Genomic DNA, 18,570 nt, shown 5'->3' with positions numbered 1-18,570 from the left:
CGCCCGTACCCTACTCTTCCGAACTCTGCCCCTCCGTTAATCGTACCCCAGCACCACCGCCAGAAGATTACGCGCCGTCATCAAAGAAGGTGAGCGCCCACTCTGTCGATTGCGGAATTCTCGTACCCAATTTTGCGTGTCTTTTAATGCCTGAACTGGTTCGCAAAATTATTATTTGTATGTACGAAAATCATTGCCTAATAAGGTGAATTCGTGTACATACAATATATGAAGATTGTATGGGATGAGCCAAAGCGACAGAGCAATATTTCCAAACACGGCTTGGATTTCGCCAAGCTTACATTTGAGTTCTTTCTGTCTGCCGTAAACGTCCCTGCAAAGGATGGTCGATCCATGGCAATCGGTCGGCTGGAAGATGGCACTGTTGTCGTGATTTATGTTGCGCTGGGCACGGAAGCACTATCAGTTATTTCGATGCGCGCGGCGCGTAAGAATGAAAGGAGCTTGCTCAATGGCTAGACGTTGGCCGAGTTTCATAACCAAAGATTTGGGTGATGCACCTGAAGACGATGCAGAACTGCACCGTCGCTGGGAAGCCTACGATAGGGAGATGAAAGCCCTTATCGCCGCCGGTAGCGTACATCAGGACGATGATGGCTGGTGGATAGATGATGCCACTGGAGAAATGATCGGGCCTGATCCTGAAATAGAGCGTCCACTCTCGACGGAAGAACTTTCTCAGGCAAAGCCATTCAAAAAGGCTTTTCCAGAAATGGCCGAAAAAATCGAGCGTGCAGTTGCTGCTCGTGGCAGACCGCGACTGGAGCGGACCAAAACACCAGTTACGATCCGGCTTGATCCAGATGTTGTCGAGCGTTTCAAATCTACGGGAAAGGGCTGGCAGGGTCGCATAAATGACGCACTACGGAAGGCCGTCGGCCTTTAATCCGTAATACAAAGATAAAGGGGAGCAAAAATGGGTATTGATATCGGCCAGAATTCATCAGGTGAAATGGTGTCGCTCCCCCTGAAGCTCGCTAACCGTCACGGAATTATTGCTGGCGCAACAGGCACCGGCAAGACGGTAACAATGCAGGCTATGATCGAGCAGTTTTCTCGCGCTGGCGTGCCAGTATTCGCAGCTGACATCAAAGGTGACCTTTCGGGCGTAGCTGCTAAGGGACCACCTGGTGCGATTGCTGATCGCTATGCTGAAATGACGGGATCATTCAACCCAGACGCATGCCCGGTTCAATTCTGGGACATTTACGGCAATCAGGGTGCGCCGATCCGTACATCTGTGCAAGAAATGGGAACTCAGTTGCTAGCGACAATGCTGCAATTGAACCAGACACAGGCCGGCGCGCTGGAGATTGCATTCCGTATCGCGGAAGATGAAAAGAGTTATCTGCTAACTCTCAATGACTTGCGCTGGTCGCTGAATTCAATGTTGGAAGAGCGCGAAGATGTCAGCCGCCGATATGGAAACGTCACAGCGTCCTCAATATCGGCCATACAGCGCAGTATCCTTACATTGGAAGCACAAGATGCCGATCAGCTCTTTGGCGAGCCACCGTTTGAAATTGTTGATTTCTTGCGCCATGACAGCGCCGGGCGTGGTGTCATCAATCTTCTGGATGCCACGCACCTGATTGAAGCGCCACGTGCCTATGCCACGCTACTGCTGTTTCTTCTGACAAAGCTATTCCGGGAATTGCCGGAAGTTGGTGACCTGGACAAGCCGAAGCTGGTTTTCTTCTTCGATGAATCGCATCTGTTATTTCGGGATGCCCCGAAACCACTTCTGGAAAGCATCGAACGACTTGTGCGCTTGGTCCGTTCTAAAGGTGTTGGCGTATTCTTCGCTTCACAGGCTGCATCTGACATTCCAGAAACTGTTCTAGCTCAGCTGGGCACACGCATTCAGCACGCTCTCCGTGCCTACACACCATCAAGCCAGCGCATGGTAAAAGCCACTGTTGGTGCATTCCGTGAGAATAAGACGGTAAACGCATCTGATGCGATTATCTCAATGGGAATTGGTGAAGTGCTCGTCTCTGTTATGTCTGAAGGCAATATCCCGTCGCCAGTTGAACGGGTCAAAATCCTGCCGCCACGCGGTCAGGTCGGGCCGATTAGAACTGAAGAGCGCATCGCAATTCGTGGCACGTCAGAAATAGACTCTAAATATGCTGAGATCCTGCTTGAACATGAACAATCTGGCCGATTTTCGAACCGGATGCGCGCGCGACGCGGGCTTGAACCGCTCGACCACGATGTCAAAGAACCACCAAAGCCGCTGGACTGGGATCAGATAATGGCCCCAGTTTACTCAATCGGAGTGCCGAAACAAAAGTCGTTCTTGCGTAGGCTGCTAAATTGGAAAAGCCACTCGATGCGCTGAGTTAGGGGCCATTTTGTGGCGTTTCACGTTTGATGAATGGCGCGCCGCCGGGCCGAAGAAAAAGCGTGGACACTCGATCGCGCGCTTGCTGAAGTCGGTGCCCAACGCGATGATGCACGTCGCCAAGTTGCCAGAATCCGGCCTACAGAAGCAGAGATCGCCCCTCCAGCCTCGTTGTCCGAAGGTTTTCAGGGGGTAAAATAATGCGGAAAAGGGGCTGCTCCAAAGTTTCGAGCGTGTGACTAACGTCATTCATGAAACGTGAGCCTCGTGCACATGCCGGAGTGCCCGGTTAAAGAAATGACGCGTCGCTTTGTCTCGAGCATCAGCATCGGAAAGGACGATGTTGCGCATTTCATTGTCGCGCTGAAACATGCGAATAGCGCCCTGAAAGAATGCTTGGGCGAAGGCGGTGTAAACGACATCGGGCGGATTGTTGCGGAGCATTTCTGACAGGTCAGTGCTAAGAATTTCGGTATTCACAGCCTCGAATCTGATCATATCAGCTTCAGAGAACTGTGTGCCATAACGCTCATTGAACGCTTTCACGATCTCCGAAAGTTCTTTCTGTTCGTCCTCGGTGTACGGCTTTGCTCCAAATTCACTGATCGCGTTGAGCGGTGTGCGATCACCTGCCGACAGCGAAGCGTTTCCCTGTTCCTTCTGTTCAACCTTGAACTTCTGGAGGCGTAACATTTCATCAGTGATCTCGATTTCAGGCGGAATTTCCCGGTTCGGCAATAAACGAAACAGCCACGAAGCATACGCCGATAACTTCTCCAGGCCAGTATCCTCAAGCGTCATGACCTGTGAAATGAAGCTGTAAAAGCGCATATAGCTGCGTAAGAGTTGACGGAACTCCTCCTGCCGTCCTTCGTCGTCATCAACCTCAAAACGATGAACAGCATGGCGAACAAGTCCTTCAAGGCGAGCACGGTCGCCACCATCCAATGGACCTTTGAAATAAGTCTGTGCGAAACGCTCAATCTCCTCTTTATCAAGATAGCCAAATTTGAAGAGGCGCCCTTCTAGGTCGTAAACAAGGTTAGGGTCGGAATTGGCTTCTAGCTCCGTCACCTCAAAATAGGGGCGGAAGGCGTTCTGTATGTCCTCAATGGTATTCTGGAAATCGAGAATAAAGGTTTGGTCTTTCCCCGGCCTCGTGCGATTCAGACGAGAAAGCGTCTGGACCGCCTGCAAATTCGCTAATTTCCGGTCAACATACATGGCGCAGAGTTTTGGCTGGTCGAACCCAGTTTGGTATTTTTCAGCGACAATCAAGATTTGATATTGCTCGGGATAGGCTGTCCCGTCGGGTTTGAAGCCATCGAAGCGTCGGGGCAGTTCTGTTTCCGCGAAACCATTTAGATCAGCTTCGGTGTATTTTTCGTCGTTGAAAGGAAGTTCACCTGAAAAAGCAACAAGGGCACGAAGATCCGTATAGCCTTGTTGTCCAATGTAGTCGCGCACACCGAAATAATAACGCAGTGCGTGGTCTCGGCTGCTTGCAACGATCATTGCTTTTGCTTGCCCGTCGAGCAATCCAGCGACATGGCGACGGAAGTGCTCAACTATTATCTCGACCTTTTGGCCAATAGCGGTGGGGTGAAGATGAGCATAGCGGGCGACTTTGCGCTGACCGCTGCGTCCATTAAGTTTCGGATCGTCCTCTACGGCCTTTTCAAGCTCGTAATATGCTTTATAGGTCATGTAATTCTGGAGCACATCCAGAATAAAGCCTTCCTCGATAGCCTGACGCATAGAATAAACATGGAAGGCATGAGGCAAGCCGTCTGTCCCCTTGGTTCCAAAACGCTCCAGCGTCACGTTGCGCGGTGTCGCCGTGAAGGCGAAGAAACTGATGTTCGCCTGCGGACCGCGTGCTTTTTGATAGGCGGCAATAATATCTTCGATGTCATCACTAGAATCGGCATCGCGGGTCAGCGCGTCGGTCATAGCTTGGGCGGTTGCGCCAGACTGGCTGCTATGGGCCTCGTCAACGATGAGGGCGAAGGTCCGCCCTGATTGGCCGGAAATCTCCCGCAAATGGTCCGTCGAAAACTTCTGGATAGTGGTGACGATAATGCGTACACCGTTCGCAATAGCTTCCTTCAACTGGCGGGAAGTGCCGTCGATCTTGCGCACAATGCCCTGCACCTGCTCGAACTGCGAAACGGTGCTTTGCAACTGGCGATCAAGTACGATGCGGTCAGTGACAATGATCGCCGTGTTGAACACGGCCTTATCTTGCGCGTCGTGCAGATTGATTGCGTGATGCGCAAGCCAGCCGATAGTGTTGGATTTACCTGATCCTGCGGAATGCTGAACAAGATAGTTCTGACCCGCGCCGAACGCCTGCGCGTGGCTCATTAGCTTACGCACAGCATCCAGCTGCTGGAAACGAGGAAAGAGCAAAACTTCTTCTCTTCCGCTCGTATCCAAATGTATGAAACGCCCGATAATGTCGAGCAATACAGGTCGGGAGAAAATCGCTTCGCCCCAATCGCCAGAACGATAAAGATAGGCAACGCGAAACTCTTCTTCCACATCAGGGTTTCCAGCGCCACCATCACGACCACGGTTGAAAGGCAGGAAGCGAGTGCGGCCATTTTGCAGGCGCGTTGTCATCGATACGTTGTCTTCGTCCAACGCGAAGTGAACCAAAGCACCACGCTTGAAAGTCAGCAACGGCTCCCCTCCGGGAGAACGGTCCTTGCGGTATTGCCTTTCCGCATGACGGAAGTTGGAACCAGTAAGCAGGTTTTTCGCCTCAAACGTGGCCACTGGAAGGCCGTTAAGGTACAGAACAACGTCCAACCTGTTGCCGTTCTTCTGGCTATATTCCACCTCTTTCATAACAGAGAGGATATTGGCCTGATACTCGACTACACGCTTCAGCTCCAGCGCACTCGCAGGACGGAAATAGCAAAGCGCGAATTTGATGCCGGGGACAATCTTGATGCCTTGCCGCAGCACGTCTAGCAGCCCGCGATCTTTGAGGGACTTTTCAAGCTGTTTGAAAAATGTGTCCTGAGCGGAAGCCGAATAGTGGCTTTCAAGTTTGGCCCATTCGTCTTTTTGGGTACTGCGGACGAAACGCAATGCAAGCGCCTTGTCCACGGCAAGGGCGCGGTCGTAATCCGTCTTAGGATCTCGAACTTCATAGCCTTCTTCAGAGACAAGCTGGGAGATTAGATGGTCTTGAAGAACGTGTTCTTTGTGAGCGCTATGGGCGGCATATGTGGTCACGTGAAAGCCCCCTCGATCTGCTCTAAGCGGCAGCCAGCATACCCTTTCTTGTCCCATATCGCCAAATCGATCTGGCCGGTGACAGCGGCTGTGATGAGGGCCGCGCGGAACTCTTGAAGACGGTTGATAGATGCTTCAACCTGCTCGACAGTGTTTTTCAGAAGCTGGCTTTTCAAGTCGATCTGTGAGCAAATTGATTGTTGAGCATCTAGCGGAGGGCACGGAATATTGACATTTGCGACTTCACTAAATCCAAGGCCCTGTTTCAGGCCGTATTGTGCTAGTCGAAATTGCAACTGCCCAACCTCTGAGTACAAAATCTGAGCCAGGAACTTTGGAATTATCTTCGATGTATCTGGACGAATTAGACATACATGCTGATTTATGTATGCTGTCTCTGGTACTCTTGGAATAAAGCCGACAGCCCCTGTTCGTCCACCAGTAATGCAGACGAGTACATCGTTGGCGCGCACACGGGTACGATCGGCCTCGGCACCCTGCTGTGGCGATATACGTTGTGCGTCTTCAAGAGACACTTCCATCTTACTTGTGATACATCCACTTTGTAGAAATAGCTCGCCATCATCTTGTATTTGATCTCCCCATCCGCGGGACCCCGAAGTCATGTGCGAAACGACGTGTTTCACTTTCAGGCGCTGCCATCTCGGTGCCATTCCCGAGAAGCTCAAGGTATTCGAGGAGCTATCATAGTCCAAGCCTTCAAAACCAGCGCGCATAATCCGCAACGTGGCTGCCGCATGGGAAAGTACCAACGTGTCAATCAACCGTTGCTTCTTCTCAATCAACTGGTCAATGCGGGCAGTTTCGCGGTCGAGGAAATCGGCAATGGATTTTTGAACCGCCAACGGTGGCACTATGATCGGAATCGAATTCCAGTCATCTGTCTTGACCTGAAAGGAGTTTGGTCGGATGCCGTAAAGGTATCTTAGGTATATCTTGAGATAGTATTGCGAGCGCAGCAGGTGATGGACAAACCTGCATTCCAGCTTCGGAGAAATGTCGTAGACTGCGTAGGCTGGGCTCACATGGCCCAAATGTTCTGACACGCCAAGTCCTAAATGGTTTAGCCACATGGTGTTGACTGCCAACTGCCCCTTCCGCACCACGCGATAGTTGCTTAATTCATCATCGGTTCTGCGCTGCTCTTCGTTGTCATATTCGCGCGGAATAACTCCGTTATATTCGGACACTGAAAGCATATCGCCCACCGGTTGATCGCCGTTTCTTTCCTTGCTTTCACGAAACAGAAAGCGAAACCGCTGAACGTCCCAGCTTGGCGGCAACGATGGAATTTCATTCTCGTGGATCAGCCTGTCACGAGGTTCTGCGAAGGACGGGAAGACGCTCATGCTACAACCTCTCGCAGGAGCACTGCGATTTCCGTCTCCAATGCCCTTAGTTCCCTGTCGATTTCTTCCAGTGGACGCGGCGGGACGTAACGATAGAAATAGCGGTTGAAGTTGATCTCGTAGCCAACGCGTCCAATCGCCCCGTCGCGGCCGTCGCGGTAGTTTTCGTCCACCCATGCGTCGGGGGCGAAAGGGATGACGTCCCGCACCACATAGTCGCGCCAATCCTCGTTGAGCGGCACAAGCTCATGGTCGCGCAAGTCAGTATCGGGCTCGGGCTTTCCATGGTTGTCGGCGCAGATATCTGCCTTTTCGTCGCGCTCGGAAAGAGCCGCGAAAATTGCCTTCCTGACAGGGCCGCCGATTTTGACACTTGCGGCTTTTAAAGCCCTGGCAAAGACTTTTTCGAAAGCGTCTCGGTTGGTGAAGAGCTTGTCGCCAACTGTGAATAAGACAGCCTCTATTGCCTCCCGCGCGTCTTCAGAAAGACGCATGAAGGTTTTTTCGACGCGAAGGCGCGCGATGCGCCCAGCGCTCGCCTGAAAATTCAAACGTAACGGACGTTCTACGCGGATTTCACGATAGCCAAAATCTTTGATGTCGAAGATTTTGGCAACGTCGCCTTCGCCAGCCTCGCCATTCAGAAAACCTTCATAGAGCCTCACGATGTCGGCCCGCGCTTCATCGGGAATCTCGCGGCGTTTGGAGCCGAGTGATTTGCGCATGGACTTCCAGAATCTTTCGCCTGACGCGTCAATCAACTGCACTTTGCCTCGGCGGTTCATAGGCTTGCGGTTGGTGAGCAGCCAGATATAGGTTTGTATGCCTGTATTATAGAACAAGTCGGCTGGCAGAGCGACGATGGCTTCCACCCAATCATTCTCAAGCATCCACCGGCGGATTTCGCTTTCACCGGAGCCTGCGCCGCCACTAAAAAGCGGGGAGCCATTCATGACGATGCCGATACGCGAACCATCCTCATCATCACGCATTTTAGAAATCATGTGTTGAAGGAAGAGAAGCTGTCCGTCCGATATGCGCGGTGTTCCTGCTCCGAAGCGGCCTGAAAAGCCCAGCGTGTTGGCCTCTTCCTTTATAGGCTCCTGGTATTTCTTCCAATCCACGCCATAAGGTGGGTTGCACAACATATAGTGGAAGCGCTTGTCCTTGTGCGCGTCCTGTGTAAGCGTATTTCCGAACGCGATTTGCTCGGGGTCGTGGCCCGTCACCAGCATGTCGGCTTTGCATATTCCGAAGGATTCACCATTCAATTCCTGCCCAAACAATTCCACACGGATTGAGGGATTAAAGTCCTTCAACGCTTCCTCGGTCAGCGCCAGCATCCCGCCAGTTCCACATGCTGGATCATAGACCTGTCTAATGGTGCCGCGTTTCGTGAGCTTGGTGTCGTCGTTAGCGATCAGCAAATCCACGATGAGACGAATAACTTCGCGGGGCGTGAAATGCTCCCCCGCTGTCTCATTAGAAATTTCCGAAAAGCGGCGAATAAGCTCCTCAAAGAGATAACCCATTTCGATATTAGTCACGCTATCAGGGTGAAGGTCGATCTCTGTCATGCGCTGGAACACGTTCCAGAGAATGCCGCCATCGTTCAGCCGCTTTAGTTGTTCGGTGAACAAAAACTTGTCGAGAAAAATATCCCGGACGTTAGCAGAAAACTTCGTGACGTAATCTACGAGATTTTTGTGAAGCTGGCCGGGGTCCTGACCTTTTAAAGTGGCGAACGTGAGAGCTGAAAGGTTGTAAACCTTAACATTGTCGCCAACAGCACCGAACAGGATCATGTCACGGGTAGCATCATCCACGTTATCGGGCAAACTCTTGGCTGTTTCGACTACCTGCTTTTTAGACGCTTCAAGAATGCAATCAAGACGGCGAAGCACAACGAAGGGAAGAATGACTTTACCGTATTCCGACTGTTTGAAATCGCCCCGAAGAATCTCGGCAATCGACCACACAAAACCACCCAGCGAGCGGATTTCTTCCCTTTGCATTTCTCTTCTCTTTCCCTGACAAGCGCTATGGCACCCGTCACTATCAGGTGAAGCCTGCGCCGCCATCGGGACTGCTTAACAAAACCTCACACTTTTACGTTTTCCACATGAAACCATTCAAAGGTTAACAGTCCCACGTATTGGGAGCAGAAAGTCCGGTTGTGCGATTTGCGCCGGTCTTTCCGCTACACTAACCTTTTCAGAGGGATTGGAGAAAACTTTTGCATAAGGTGTTAAAGAAACGGCGCACGTGCGCAGAATGGATAAGGCGGGACATAGGAAGACGAAGGAGAAGTAGTCCGGCAAGGAAGACCATATTGCAGTTGCTTAGCCTCTTCTTGGCCATTCTCGCCATAGCGTCACCCATGCCGTGAAGTATTTCCGCTTCCGGTAGAGATCGTCCGCCGTTTCGGCAACTTCCAACCCTGCGATTTGAGGGGAAGGTTGCAGTTATCCACAGCCCTACCCCGTAGAACAGTCAGTGAACAGGTTGCAGCCCGGTTGCTACCATTTTGCTACCCAACTCGGTAGCAAAATCAAATACGGGGCAGTACAAAAGCGGACTTGCGCTGAGCTAAAGTCATACGTTGTGGGAGTTTTGAGGATGGAGGGATACGAGGGAATACGGCAATAACCGAATTTCAAGACCGGTGCCTTAAACCGCTCGGCCACCCCTCCGCATCTGAACGAAGCAGACTTGAACGCCTCTTTATCGTTATCAAATAGCAGCGTCAATCTGCCACTTGCTATCATCCGCTATTAAATCGCTGAAAGTCTTGCTCTCATCGTTAATGAAGTCTAAACTTGAAAGTAATAGTCATAAAGAAAAGGGAACTCATGAGTCTGGAATCGGTCAAGGCGTTTTTCGCGGACAAGGCACCAGAAATCGAAGTGATCGAATTGCCGACCAGCACCGCGACGGTTGCATTAGCCGCTGAAGCACATCGTGTGGAGCCTGGACAGATCGCCAAAACACTTTCCTTCGCAGCGAAAGATCAAACCATTCTGATCGTTACGCGTGGAGACGCGCGGATTGATAATCGTAAATTTAAGGACCGCTTTGGTACCAAGCCACGTATGTTGGATGCCGAAAGCGTTTTGAACGAGACAAGCCATCCTGTTGGTGGCGTGTGTCCGTTTGGGTTGCCGAGTAACCTGCCCGTTTTTTGTGACTTGTCGCTCAAAAGTTTTAAAGAAGTTGTGCCAGCCGCTGGCGCCACAAATAGTGCGGTGCGGATAACACCGCAAAAAATGGCTGAACTTGTTGCGGCTGAATGGATTGATGTTTGCCAATGAGAGCAGCCATCATCGACAACGCCTGATCGCGATCACGTGATGATTGAAGCGCTTTTTTCCTCTTTAAAGGTGATAAAAGACTTCATATATTTTAAGAATAGTTCTAAAGTGGATTCGAGATGAATGCACTCGCTTGGCACATGCCCTTGAAAACTCCGGTTTCGGATGGGACTGTGACGTAACAAAAGCAAAGTTTTCCTATGGAAAAGACCATGTGGAAAGCTTGAGTATGTGCTGAAAGGAATAATCAATGCGTCTTACTCGTCAGACGAATTATGCCATTCGCATGCTTATGTATTGTGCCGCCAATGACGGCAAACTGAGCCGCGTTCCGGAAATTGCCCGCGCTTATGGTGTTTCGGAGCTTTTTCTTTTCAAGATTTTGCAGCCTCTCGTCGAGCATAAGCTGGTTGAGACAGTACGCGGCCGCAATGGTGGTGTGCGTCTCGGACGTGCGGCTAAGGATATTTCGCTGTTCGACGTTGTGCGCGTGACAGAAGAAAACTTTGCCATGGCCGAGTGCTTCGAAAACGACGCTACTGAATGCCCGCTTGTTGATAGCTGCGGCCTGAATTCAGCCCTTCGTGAAGCACTCAATGCCTTCTTCGGCGTTCTGATGAAATACAGCATTGCGGATTTGGTTAAGGCTCGTCCAAATGTTCGCGCCCTGCTTGGTATCGATGAAGTTGAAGTGGAACGCGTTGCCAGCTGACGTTTAGCGGCAACCGGAAAATGCAAAAAGGCTGAGAACTGGGTAAGTTCTCAGCCTTTACTCATTGTTAGAGCTTTTTATAGCGCAGTAGCATAAGCCGACTGTGGCAGCACAAACGGAACCCCCTTTGCTGGCGGAACCCCCACTCTCAAAGAACATTCATAAACCCGTTCAAGCCGGTCATCCGTCAGAGTGTGCTGCGGTGTACCGATAGCATCGAGTCGGCCTTTGTGCATGACTGCAATGCTGTCGGCGAACATAGCTGTCAGATTGAGATCATGAAGGATAGCAACCACACCGCCGCCTGCTGCAGCAAAATCGCGCGCGATTTCCATCACTGTGATCTGATGTTTGATATCGAGGCTCGAAATCGGCTCATCCAGAAACAGATAACGTGACTTGCCATCAACAACCGGCTTCCAGACTTGGCACAATACGCGCGCAAGTTGCACACGCTGCTGTTCACCGCCGGAGAGCTCCTGATACAGCCTGCCACTGAAGCCAGCAAGATCGACCTTCTGCAACGCAAGATCAGGTAGCCTTTCCTGTTCAGCGCCTGTTACGCCGCTAAAGCCACCCGTCAGTCCAATATGCACAATCTCGCGGACCGTGAATGGGAAAGACAAAGCACTGGCCTGAGGCAATACTGCACGACGCGCTGCCATCCGCCATGGTTTGATCCGGGCGAAATCCTCACCGTCGAGATAAGCCGAACCTGTGTAGGAAAGATCGCCCGAAAGTGCGCGCAACAAAGTGGTTTTTCCAGAGCCGTTGGGACCGACGATTGCTGTCACCTCACCGGGGCGTGCAACAAAATCGATGTTCTCGATGATCTGTACGCTGCCGATGGAAACACCGAGTTTTTTGGTTTCAATCATTTCGTGCCTCACAGATCAAGAACGCCGCGCTGCCGCAGCAATATCCAGAGGAAGAACGGAGCGCCGCAGACGGCCGTGATAATGCCGATTGGCAATTCCGCAGGTGCGACGATCGTTCGGCTTACAGCATCAGCAAGCAGCAACATGATGGCCCCGAGAAGTGCTGCCGAAGGCAACAGATAGCGATGATCCGGCCCGATACTCAGACGAAGCATATGCGGAACCACAATACCGATAAAGCCAATACCACCGGATATGGCCACCGTTGCGCCGGTCGCGGCTGCCACTGTGACAATTGCTACGTTCTTGATGCGTTGAACAGGAATACCAAGGTGGCCAGCAGCAGCCTCCCCCAAGGCTAACGCATTAAGGCCGCGCGCCAAAAACGGCGTTGCGACCAGAACAACCGTAATAATCGGACCTGCGGTGCCGATCTTGCCCCATGTTGCCCCGGCCAACGAGCCAAGCCCCCAGAAAGTCAGGTCACGCAACTGGCGGTCGTCGGAAATATAGACTAGCGCGCCTGTGGCAGCGCCTGTGAGAGCACCAAGCGCTATACCGGCCAGCAACATCGTTGCTACAGACGTGCGGCCACGCCGGGTCGCCACGCGATAAAGAAGAAGCGTGGTGATAAGCCCGCCAAAAAATGCGGCGAGTGGCAAGGCATAAAGGCCGAGCAGAAGATAAAGCGGCGCAAGCGTCGTACCGCCTAGAACAATCATCGACACAGCACCCAAACTGGCACCGGCAGAAACGCCAACAAGACCTGGATCAGCGAGAGGATTGCGGAACAGTCCCTGCATAACGGCTCCCGAAACTGCAAGTGCGGCGCCAACCAAAATTCCCATGATAATACGCGGCAAACGTATTTCCATGATGATCAGATGATCGCGCCTAAATGCTTCAGCGCTTTCCTGTGTGCCGAAAACAAGTGCACGCACAACACTCCAAACAGAAGCGTCCGAAGCCCCTGCTGTCAGGCTGAAAAGTGCTGTGAGGCACAAAACTACAGCAAGAATTAAAATAGCTAGACGCGCACGTACAGAGCGATCTCCGGCATGCTTGCTGATGGCTTGATCACGCATGGCAAAGCCCCCGGGTTTTGCCACACGATCTTGGCTGGTCATTTTGAAATGTCCTCATTGCGGGCTTCCGCGATATGCCTGCCGGTGCAGACATAAGTTTTAGTTTGCGGCCTGCTTGCCATAGAGCTTTTCAGATAGCTCGCGGCTGGCTGCACCCGTGCGCGGACCAAATCCGAGCAGATAAAGTGAATCCATCTGAACAATATTCCCACTACGCCCGGCAGGGGAATTGGCAAGCGCCGGGTTCTTCAGAAGGTCTTCTTTCTGAACACTGTCTTTGCCGATATCCATGGTTAGGATCAGATCAGGCGCCGCCTTTTCGACAGCTTCATCTGTCAGCTGCTTATACCCCTGATAGGATTCTATGGCATTCACACCACCCGCAAGAACGATGATGCCGTTGGCCCCTGTGCCGGTACCAGACGCCATGATGCGCCCTTCCTGCGCCGACATGATGAACAGCACACGCTTTCGAGGGTTCTGGTTTGCAGAAATTTTCTGCGCAGCTTCCAGATCGCGCGATACATCTGCTGCCAGCGCTTTGGCCTTTTCCTCAAGTCCAAGTGCCTTACCGACAGCTTCAATCTTGGCAATTACGCTTTCGCCGGTATGCTCTTCGGGAATAACAACCATCGGAACCGAAGCCTTTTTCAGAACTTCAAGCGCCTCTGGCGGGCCACTACCCTCAAGCATCAAGATACCAGTGGGATTGACCGAAAGAACACCTTCTGGCGAAAGACGGCGCATATAGCCGACATCAACAAGCTTCCTAGCTTCTTCTGGATAAGTGCTGGTTTGGTCGCGGGCCACGAGCCTATCGCCCGCGCCAAGCGCATAGACAATTTCGGTGACGGCGCCGCCGACGGAAACGAGACGCGATGTATCGGCGATTTTCTCAACCGTATCGGCTTTTGCCATTCCGCCAAAGGCAACTGAAGCAGCCAGTACAGCCAAAGCTGCGCAGCGCCCGATGCTGGATGAAATGATTGACATTTGCTGTTTCCCTAAAGCACGTCGCGGAAAATTAAGAACCGAGGGTCCGCCAAAGACGTGCGTAAAAACTATGGTTCTGGGTGTGGTCCGGAAATGAAAGACACTTCCGGACTGCACTCAAAACAAAGGCTTGGCTACTTTTTAAGCAGCCGTCGACTGAGGCAGACGCGGGAGATTTTCGGCAATCATGCGCCAGTCAGCAAGTTCAACTTCACCTTCATGACGCTCACCGAAGAACTGAATGATCAGTTCGCCATTGGCGTCATAAGCTTCGAGCGAAGTGACATGGCCGTCTTTCGTCGGCTTGCGAACAACCCAAGCGTCAGCAATATGATCTGCTCGCAGATGCAGATGGAACGTTGGATCAAGCACATTGAGCCACGGGCCCATCATCTTGATCTCCGCGATCTTGCCAGTGTGAATCTGGATACAACCACGACTTCCAACGAAGCACATGATCGGAATTTGTTCCTGAACCACGTGGTTCATCATGGCTTCAACTGCCGAAAGATCAACGCGCCAAGCAAAGTCCTGTCCGGCAAGATGCACGGCCTGATGACGATCAACACCAAAATCTTTCAAGAGACCGACAAACTGATGAACGTCGGTCAGAGAGCCCCAACGTTCATGGAATGCATCGCCATCAATTGTTGAAACGTCAGCTTTTTCTGGCTTTACAGCGATTGGCTTTGTTTCAATTGCAGGAGCCTGATCGTCAAGCAGCAATTCGGAAACGATCTGCTCATAGGCTTCCAGATTGGACGCCGGGCGAAGATGAATTTTGTGAACGGCTTCGCCTGACGCATCAAAGTACTGCAAGCTGCGGCGAACATGTTCACCATCAAGTTTTGCTACAGCAAAGCCATGCACCCAATGCTTTGGGAAAATACGGAGATCGATTTCCTTACCAAGCGTAAGGGACGCATGCGGCCCCCATATCGTCTTTTCAAAAGGGCCAATCTTTTCATGCACAGCGCTTTCATTACGCGTCAGCGCCATGACTTCGCCAAGCGAAGGCGCATGTTTGAGCAAGGTTTCCACATCTGCACGGATGCGGCGCGCGGAGATCGAGCTGTCAGCTTCTGCACCGGTGTAAGCCGCAATGAAATCGGCCTCTGATATCCCGAGACTTTGAGCGAAATCACGCTCGCGCATTTTCGGGTTATCTGCCCGTGCCTTGAGAATCTGCTCTGGGGAGGGCTTGGTCTGGGTCGTCATCTGTTGTTTGCCTATTTGTTCAGGATGAGCTTGCCTTGACGGGTGATCTTCAAACGATAGAGAGAGCCGCCATGCTCTATCGCCACTTCGCGGGAACCGTTGAAGAGTTCACGGCTGCCATAAGTCTGGAGCTGCGGCTCGAGCGGAGATTCAGAAGTGCGCGATTTGTTTTGTCCGTCCGCTGCAAGGCGGGACTGGATTTCGGGCATGCGGCTGGAGACGCGTTCCCGCGGCAACCGCACCTGCATGTCGATGTGAATACGCCTGTTCATTTTTCTGCCTCTGCGCCAGTTATGGAGCCGTCTTGTTAACTGACCGAATGTCGACCAAATCATTAGTTGACATCTAAAGTCATGTTTAATAATCACTGCCTTACTGGATTAATCGAGTCAAGTTTAAATCTTGTTTTTTCCAGAGCAAGCCCGAAGGTTTCTCCTTCCAGCCAGCGCTGACGCTCCCCTCGGGATGGGGAGGATGTAACCTATTGAGAAATTTAACTTTCTCACCTCAGACGGGCGTGAGAATTTTGCTTTGTCCTTCAGGAGATACTAGGCAATGCGGGCAATAAACGGGGAACATAAGCGGTCATTTTTGGCGAGCACCAGTCTCGCAGTCGTAATTCTAGCAATGGTGTCGAACGCATACGCGCAGGAACAAACTGCAGCGACGGAAAGCAACGGCGTCGAGCTGAAACCTATTGTTATCAAGAATACACGCGGAACAAAGGGAGCGGTTTCAGACACACCTTTGGCAAACGTCACAACTGCTGACGAAATCCGCAAAAAAGACATCGAGTCTGTCAGAGACCTATCCAATACGCTTGAGCCGGGCCTTGCTGTAAGCGCGACCACTGGAAGCGTGAACATTCGCGGCCTTCAGGATGATCGCGTACTCACTACAATCGACGGCATTCCTATACCATATCTCGATGCAGCCATTCGTACTGATGTGAACGGCGGCGGCAGCGATGCATATGATATTTCCGCACTCTCCACATTTGATGTGCTTTATGGGGCCGACGCAAGTCGCCTCGGCTCTGGCGCGATGGGAGGTGCCATCGCCCTGAGGACACTGGAGCCAGAAGATCTGCTCGCACCGGGCAAGGCATTTGGCGGTATCGCTAAACTTACTTACGATGGTTCCGATCGATCCTTCATCGGTTCAGGTGCTGTCGCACAAAAGATTCAGAACACATCCGTCCTGTTTCAAGGTTCGTATAAGCGCGGCCATGAAGTTCGAGGAACTGGGGACGTCGGTGGGTATGGCGCAGCGCGCACCGAAGCCGACCCCAAGGATTATGATCGCAGCAATCTTATGTTCAAGCTGCGACAAGAGCTTGAAGGTGGCCACACTGTCGGCATCACCGCTGAACGCAACCGTTATGATTCCGACACCAATCTGAATTCAGATGCCGGGACAACTTACAACAATCGCGATTACAACCAGAACCGGAAAAATGATCGCGACCGTGTGTCACTAGATTATCGCTATGAGAGCCAGAACGATGGCCTTGTAAACAATGCCTGGGCGACTGTGTACTGGCAGAAGATGACACGATCTTACGGCACAGACACCATACGTAAAGGTGCACTCGCAGGCCCTTTCAGCCGCCACTACAAACTTGAAGATGAGCGCTACGGTGCTAGCGGTTATACCAATCTCGGCTTTGACACTGGTACCCTTTCACACTCGCTGACTGTCGGCGGTGATTTCAGCATCGGTAAAAGCACTCAGTCATTCACTGGCGACGACGCATGTATTCGCGGCTTACAAAACCCGACCTGCGCATTCCTGCACATCAATCAAGCAGACACACCTGACGTAGACTCCTATCGCCTTGGCCTGTTCGCAGAAGACCGTATCGAAATAGGTGATACACCGTTTGCCATCACTCCAGGTATGCGTTTCGATTGGTTCAAATACGAACCAGATTCCATCAGCGGATATGACAATAATTCGGACGGCCGAGTATCGCCAAAAATCCGCTTCTCTTGGCAAGCCACACCAGGTCTTGAGCTTTTCGCGCAAGTCTCATCGACTTACAAAGCACCAGAAATTGATCAGCTATATGTAACTTATCTTTCGGCAAGCTATGGAACGATTGGCAACCCCGACCTGAAGCCTGAAACGGGTTACGGCATTGATGTTGGTGCCAAGTTCGGCGATCAGGACTCTGGTGGTAAAATCACAGTCTTTGCAAATCGTTATAATAACTTCATCGACACTGTAACGACGCCTACGGATGAATATCCTGATGGATTGACTACCTTCCGCAACCTTAACAAGGCTCGGATTGCTGGTATTGAAGTCAAAGCCCACCATAACTTTGTAAATGGTTTCAATGTTCACGGGACACTCGCTTATTCTAAAGCAATGAACCTTGACGACGACATCGCGCTGTCATCATCGCAACCTTTCAAGGGCATTTTCGGCGTTGGATATAACACCGAAACTTGGGGTGTAGACACAAGTGTCGTTGGGGCGGCCTACTTGAACCAGACAATTTCAACCAGAGCAGGTAGCGCAACGCGCAGACTTCCTGGCTATGGCGTTGTAAATTTAACGGGCTGGTGGGAACCAAAGCAGCTGAACGGTACACGCTTGCAGGCTGGCGTCTATAATATCTTCGATAAAGGATACTATGACGCGATGAATATCAGCACCGTTACAAACGTTACAGAACGCTACACGGAAGCTGGTAGATACTTCAAACTGTCGCTGACGCAGAAGTTCTAAAAATATCGGGAGGCTATAACCTCCCGAACACTGATCGTCGTGTCTACGAAGTCCACCCATCTCTGACCGCGGCTGTGGCCTTCATATCCCGAGATACGACGCGGCGAGTGCGAGCCCTATCACCGCACTCGCCGGAAAACCAACAGGACACGGCACAACATCTGTGCAATTGTTCTGAAAATTTTGTAGCCAGTCCATCTTTGCAAAGAAAAGGATCAGCAATGTTCATCGCAATGAATCGCTTCAAAGTTCTCGTCGGCAACGAAGCCGATTTCGAAACAGTCTGGAGAAACCGCGATTCCCAACTTTCTGAGCTTCCCGGCTTTGAAAGCTTCAACCTGCTGCGTGGTGCGACCAACGAGGAAGAAGGCTATACGCTCTATTCTTCCCACACTGTCTGGCGCACACGTGATGATTTCGTCTTTTGGACAAAATCCGAACAATTCCGCAACGCTCACCGCAACGCTGGCAACAACAAGCCACTCTATGCAGGTCCACCACAGTTCGAGGGATTCGAGGCCGTTGAAGGCGTTTGAGCCACTCTCGCGCGATGTTTTCCACATCATGCGGCGAAATGGCGCATAAGTTTTAAGCAGGGCAAAAACTGCCCTGTTTTACCCTATGTAAAAGTCTAATTAACGTTTAAAGATGGG

Annotated in this window: 15 protein-coding genes and 1 pseudogene; 7 read left to right on the top strand and 9 right to left on the bottom strand. The window is 51.6% G+C overall.

Annotation, left to right across the window (positions count from 1 at the left end; genetic code table 11):
• Nucleotides 1-228 precede the first annotated feature (228 nt).
• The 3 genes from OIV19_RS03360 to OIV19_RS03350 all read left to right on the top strand — a co-directional run bounded on the left by OIV19_RS03360 (nucleotide 229) and on the right by OIV19_RS03350 (nucleotide 2,365).
• Nucleotides 229-480 carry a BrnT family toxin gene (locus OIV19_RS03360; protein ID WP_264230960.1) on the top strand — a complete coding sequence of 84 codons (252 nt, stop codon included), beginning with the start codon at nucleotides 229-231 and terminating at the stop codon, nucleotides 478-480.
• Between the two features lie 166 nt (nucleotides 481-646).
• Entirely contained in the window at nucleotides 647-907 is a 261-nt protein-coding gene (locus OIV19_RS03355; RefSeq protein ID WP_264230959.1) for a BrnA antitoxin family protein, read from the top strand.
• A gap of 30 nt (nucleotides 908-937) precedes the next feature.
• Nucleotides 938-2,365, top strand: coding sequence for a helicase HerA-like domain-containing protein (locus OIV19_RS03350; protein ID WP_264230675.1), 1,428 nt, complete (start codon nucleotides 938-940; stop codon nucleotides 2,363-2,365).
• A 252-nt stretch (nucleotides 2,366-2,617) separates the two neighbouring features.
• Here the strand turns inward: OIV19_RS03350 and OIV19_RS03345 are convergent, their stop codons facing one another.
• The 4 genes and pseudogenes from OIV19_RS03345 to OIV19_RS03330 form a co-directional block, all read right to left on the bottom strand.
• Nucleotides 2,618-4,912 (bottom strand): type I restriction enzyme subunit R domain-containing protein, encoded by a 2,295-nt coding sequence (locus OIV19_RS03345; protein ID WP_264230958.1) that lies wholly within the window; start codon nucleotides 4,910-4,912, stop codon nucleotides 2,618-2,620.
• 126 nt (nucleotides 4,913-5,038) lie between these two features.
• Nucleotides 5,039-5,671: pseudogene (locus OIV19_RS03340) on the bottom strand (type I restriction endonuclease); the annotation flags it as partial.
• Nucleotides 5,611-6,984, bottom strand: a complete 1,374-nt coding sequence (locus OIV19_RS03335; protein WP_264230674.1) for a restriction endonuclease subunit S — start codon at nucleotides 6,982-6,984, stop codon at nucleotides 5,611-5,613. The pseudogene OIV19_RS03340 and the gene OIV19_RS03335, both read right to left, overlap by 61 nt.
• Complete coding sequence (locus OIV19_RS03330) at nucleotides 6,981-8,999, bottom strand: HsdM family class I SAM-dependent methyltransferase (RefSeq protein WP_264230673.1); 2,019 nt, start codon at nucleotides 8,997-8,999, stop codon at nucleotides 6,981-6,983. The genes OIV19_RS03335 and OIV19_RS03330 overlap by 4 nt, the downstream gene beginning before the upstream one ends.
• Nucleotides 9,000-9,836: 837 nt before the next feature.
• On the opposite strand from OIV19_RS03330, the gene OIV19_RS03325 reads away from it, so the two are divergent.
• On the top strand, nucleotides 9,837-10,295 hold the full coding sequence (locus tag OIV19_RS03325) for a YbaK/EbsC family protein (RefSeq protein WP_264230957.1): 459 nt from the start codon (nucleotides 9,837-9,839) through the stop codon (nucleotides 10,293-10,295).
• A 250-nt stretch (nucleotides 10,296-10,545) separates the two neighbouring features.
• Nucleotides 10,546-11,007: an iron-responsive transcriptional regulator RirA gene (gene rirA / locus OIV19_RS03320; protein WP_151091862.1), complete on the top strand. Its 462-nt coding sequence runs from the start codon at nucleotides 10,546-10,548 to the stop codon at nucleotides 11,005-11,007.
• 77 nt (nucleotides 11,008-11,084) lie between these two features.
• Here the strand turns inward: rirA and OIV19_RS03315 are convergent, their stop codons facing one another.
• The 5 genes from OIV19_RS03315 to hemP all read right to left on the bottom strand — a co-directional run bounded on the left by OIV19_RS03315 (nucleotide 11,085) and on the right by hemP (nucleotide 15,453).
• Complete coding sequence (locus OIV19_RS03315; RefSeq protein WP_264230672.1) at nucleotides 11,085-11,885, bottom strand: heme ABC transporter ATP-binding protein; 801 nt, start codon at nucleotides 11,883-11,885, stop codon at nucleotides 11,085-11,087.
• Nucleotides 11,886-11,893: 8 nt separating this feature from the next.
• Nucleotides 11,894-13,012: a FecCD family ABC transporter permease gene (locus OIV19_RS03310; protein ID WP_421521792.1), complete on the bottom strand. Its 1,119-nt coding sequence runs from the start codon at nucleotides 13,010-13,012 to the stop codon at nucleotides 11,894-11,896.
• Nucleotides 13,013-13,069: 57 nt separating this feature from the next.
• A complete protein-coding gene (locus OIV19_RS03305; protein WP_264230671.1) occupies nucleotides 13,070-13,963 on the bottom strand; it encodes an ABC transporter substrate-binding protein in 894 nt (297 codons plus the stop codon).
• A 141-nt stretch (nucleotides 13,964-14,104) separates the two neighbouring features.
• A complete protein-coding gene (locus OIV19_RS03300; protein WP_264230670.1) occupies nucleotides 14,105-15,181 on the bottom strand; it encodes a ChuX/HutX family heme-like substrate-binding protein in 1,077 nt (358 codons plus the stop codon).
• Between the two features lie 11 nt (nucleotides 15,182-15,192).
• Nucleotides 15,193-15,453: a hemin uptake protein HemP gene (hemP, locus tag OIV19_RS03295; protein WP_151091849.1), complete on the bottom strand. Its 261-nt coding sequence runs from the start codon at nucleotides 15,451-15,453 to the stop codon at nucleotides 15,193-15,195.
• A 319-nt stretch (nucleotides 15,454-15,772) separates the two neighbouring features.
• Between hemP and OIV19_RS03290 the strand changes: the two genes are divergently transcribed.
• Nucleotides 15,773-17,917: a TonB-dependent hemoglobin/transferrin/lactoferrin family receptor gene (locus tag OIV19_RS03290; protein WP_264230669.1), complete on the top strand. Its 2,145-nt coding sequence runs from the start codon at nucleotides 15,773-15,775 to the stop codon at nucleotides 17,915-17,917.
• Between the two features lie 221 nt (nucleotides 17,918-18,138).
• The gene (gene hmuQ / locus OIV19_RS03285; RefSeq protein WP_095444204.1) at nucleotides 18,139-18,453 is read left to right on the top strand and encodes a heme-degrading protein HmuQ; all 315 of its coding nucleotides are present in this window, start codon (nucleotides 18,139-18,141) and stop codon (nucleotides 18,451-18,453) included.
• Nucleotides 18,454-18,570 lie beyond the last annotated feature (117 nt).

It is taken from the genome of Brucella sp. HL-2 (genome assembly GCF_025846885.2).
In the GTDB taxonomy this organism is placed as follows: Bacteria; Pseudomonadota; Alphaproteobacteria; order Rhizobiales; family Rhizobiaceae; genus Brucella; species Brucella quorumnocens.
Note: the sequence above shows the minus strand (reverse complement) of the source record. Positions and strands in the feature narration are given on the sequence as shown.

Bases quoted from the DNA above. Each gene is read 5' to 3' on its own strand.
- OIV19_RS03360 (WP_264230960.1), top strand. From the start codon at position 229: ATGAAGATTGTATGGGATGAGCCAAAGCGACAGAGCAATATTTCCAAA.
- OIV19_RS03355 (WP_264230959.1), top strand. From the start codon at position 647: ATGATCGGGCCTGATCCTGAAATAGAGCGTCCACTCTCGACGGAAGAA.
- OIV19_RS03350 (WP_264230675.1), top strand. From the start codon at position 938: ATGGGTATTGATATCGGCCAGAATTCATCAGGTGAAATGGTGTCGCTC.
- OIV19_RS03335 (WP_264230674.1), bottom strand. From the start codon at position 6,984: ATGAGCGTCTTCCCGTCCTTCGCAGAACCTCGTGACAGGCTGATCCAC.
- OIV19_RS03330 (WP_264230673.1), bottom strand. From the start codon at position 8,999: ATGCAAAGGGAAGAAATCCGCTCGCTGGGTGGTTTTGTGTGGTCGATT.
- OIV19_RS03325 (WP_264230957.1), top strand. From the start codon at position 9,837: ATGAGTCTGGAATCGGTCAAGGCGTTTTTCGCGGACAAGGCACCAGAA.
- rirA (WP_151091862.1), top strand. From the start codon at position 10,546: ATGCGTCTTACTCGTCAGACGAATTATGCCATTCGCATGCTTATGTAT.
- OIV19_RS03315 (WP_264230672.1), bottom strand. From the start codon at position 11,885: ATGATTGAAACCAAAAAACTCGGTGTTTCCATCGGCAGCGTACAGATC.
- OIV19_RS03310 (WP_421521792.1), bottom strand. From the start codon at position 13,012: ATGACCAGCCAAGATCGTGTGGCAAAACCCGGGGGCTTTGCCATGCGT.
- OIV19_RS03305 (WP_264230671.1), bottom strand. From the start codon at position 13,963: ATGTCAATCATTTCATCCAGCATCGGGCGCTGCGCAGCTTTGGCTGTA.
- OIV19_RS03300 (WP_264230670.1), bottom strand. From the start codon at position 15,181: ATGACGACCCAGACCAAGCCCTCCCCAGAGCAGATTCTCAAGGCACGG.
- hemP (WP_151091849.1), bottom strand. From the start codon at position 15,453: ATGAACAGGCGTATTCACATCGACATGCAGGTGCGGTTGCCGCGGGAA.
- hmuQ (WP_095444204.1), top strand. From the start codon at position 18,139: ATGTTCATCGCAATGAATCGCTTCAAAGTTCTCGTCGGCAACGAAGCC.